Raw genomic sequence first — 2,747 nt, 5'->3', positions numbered from 1 at the left:
CTTAGGAATTTGGTTAAGCCCTCGACCGATTAGTATTCGTCAGCTGCATACGTTACCGCACTTCCACCTCGAACCTATCAACCTCGTCGTCTACAAGGGGTCTTACATACTGGGAAATCTCATCTTGAGGGGGGCTTCGCGCTTAGATGCTTTCAGCGCTTATCCCCTCCGTACATAGCTACCCAGCGATGCCTCTGGCGAGACAACTGGTACACCAGCGGTACGTCCATCCCGGTCCTCTCGTACTAAGGACAGCTCCTCTCAAATTTCCTACGCCCGCGACAGATAGGGACCGAACTGTCTCACGACGTTCTGAACCCAGCTCGCGTACCGCTTTAATGGGCGAACAGCCCAACCCTTGGGACCTACTTCAGCCCCAGGATGCGATGAGCCGACATCGAGGTGCCAAACCTCCCCGTCGATGTGGACTCTTGGGGGAGATAAGCCTGTTATCCCCAGGGTAGCTTTTATCCGTTGAGCGATGGCCCTTCCATTCGGTACCACCGGATCACTAAGTCCGACTTTCGTCCCTGCTCGACTTGTAGGTCTCGCAGTCAAGCTCCCTTATGCCTTTGCACTCTGCGAATGATTTCCAACCATTCTGAGGGAACCTTTAAACGCCTCCGTTACATTTTAGGAGGCGACCGCCCCAGTCAAACTGCCCACCTGACACTGTCCCCATACCGGATCACGGTACCAGGTTAGAACTCCGATACGATCAGGGTGGTATCCCAACGTCGCCTCCACCCAAGCTGGCGCTCAGGCTTCAAAGGCTCCCACCTATCCTGTACAGATCGTACCAAAGTCCAATATCAAGCTGCAGTAAAGCTCCATGGGGTCTTTCCGTCTTGTCGCGGGTAACCTGCATCTTCACAGGTATTAAAATTTCACCGGATCTCTCGTTGAGACAGCGCCCAAGTCGTTACGCCATTCGTGCGGGTCAGAATTTACCTGACAAGGAATTTCGCTACCTTAGGACCGTTATAGTTACGGCCGCCGTTTACTGGGGCTTCAATTCATAGCTTCGGGTTGCCCCTAACCACTCCTCTTAACCTTCCAGCACCGGGCAGGCGTCAGCCCGTATACTTCGCCTTGCGGCTTCGCACAGACCTGTGTTTTTGCTAAACAGTCGCTTGGGCCTTTTCACTGCGGCCCCCTCGGGCTATTCACCCTACCGAGGCACCCCTTCTCCCGAAGTTACGGGGTCATTTTGCCGAGTTCCTTAACGAGAGTTCTTCCGCGCGCCTTAGAATTCTCTTCTCACCCACCTGTGTCGGTTTGCGGTACGGGCACCTTCGCCTGGCTAGAAGCTTTTCTTGGCAGTGTGAACTCATGACCTTCGGTACTTAAATTTCCCTCCCCATCACAGCCCAGCCTTACGATGTGCGGATTTGCCTACACATCAGCCTCACTGCTTGGACGAGCATCCATCAGCTCGCGTCACTATCCTTCTGCGTCACTCCATTGCTCATAACGGCTACGGTGGTACAGGAATTTCCACCTGTTGTCCATCGACTACGCCTTTCGGCCTCGCCTTAGGTCCCGACTTACCCTGAGCGGACGAGCCTTCCTCAGGAACCCTTAGGTTTTCGGCGGATCAGATTCTCACTGATCTTTTCGTTACTTATACCGGCATTCTCACTTGTATGCGCTCCACCTGTCCTTACGGTCAGAATTCAACGTACATACAACGCTCCCCTACCCATGCACATACGTGCAAGCCATAGCTTCGGTGGCGTGTTTAGCCCCGTTACATTTTCGGCGCAGAGTCACTCGACCAGTGAGCTATTACGCACTCTTTCAATGGTGGCTGCTTCTAAGCCAACATCCTGGTTGTCTGTGCAACTCCACATCCTTTCCCACTTAACACACACTTGGGGACCTTAGCTGATGGTCTGGGCTGTTTCCCTTTTGACAATGGATCTTAGCACTCACTGTCTGACTCCCGGATTTAAGTTTGTGGCATTCAGAGTTTGACTGGACTTGGTAACCCTTGGCGGGCCCCGCACCCAATCAGTGCTTTACCTCCACAACTCAACATCCGAGGCTAGCCCTAAAGCTATTTCGGGGAGAACCAGCTATCTCCGAGTTCGATTGGAATTTCTCCGCTACCCCCACCTCATCCCCGAATTTTTCAACATTCGTGGGTTCGGGCCTCCAGTGAGTGTTACCTCACCTTCACCCTGGACAGGGGTAGATCACACGGTTTCGGGTCTACGTCCACGTACTAAAGCGCCCTATTCAGACTCGCTTTCGCTGCGGCTCCGTCTTTTCAACTTAACCTCGCACGGGAACGTAACTCGCCGGTTCATTCTACAAAAGGCACGCCATCACCCATATAGAGGGCTCTGACTTTTTGTAAGCACACGGTTTCAGGTTCTTTTTCACTCCGCTTCCGCGGTGCTTTTCACCTTTCCCTCACGGTACTGCTTCACTATCGGTCACTAGGGAGTATTTAGCCTTGGCAGATGGTCCTGCCGGATTCCGACGGGGTTTCACGTGACCCGCCGTACTCAGGATACCTCTAGGGGATTCGTTCGATTTTGGCTACAGGGCTTTTACCTTCTATGCCGGACCTTTCCAGATCACTTCGCCTACCAAACTAACCCCATGTCGAGGTCCTACAACCCCAAGGAGCAAGCTCCTTGGTTTGGGCTATTCCGCTTTCGCTCGCCGCTACTGACGGAATCACTTTTGTTTTCTTTTCCTCCAGGTACTTAGATGTTTCAGTTCCCTGGGTCTGCCTC

General features: G+C 53.1%; 1 rRNA gene. It reads right to left on the bottom strand.

What is annotated here, in order from left to right:
- Positions 1 to 9: 9 nt before the first annotated feature.
- A 23S ribosomal RNA gene (locus AC58UX_RS32595) occupies positions 10 to 2,747 on the bottom strand; the annotation flags it as partial.

This window comes from Paenibacillus sp. J22P90, from assembly GCF_059692195.1.
The sequence above is the reverse complement of the archived record's forward strand: the minus strand, read 5'-3'. Positions and strand labels throughout refer to the sequence as shown.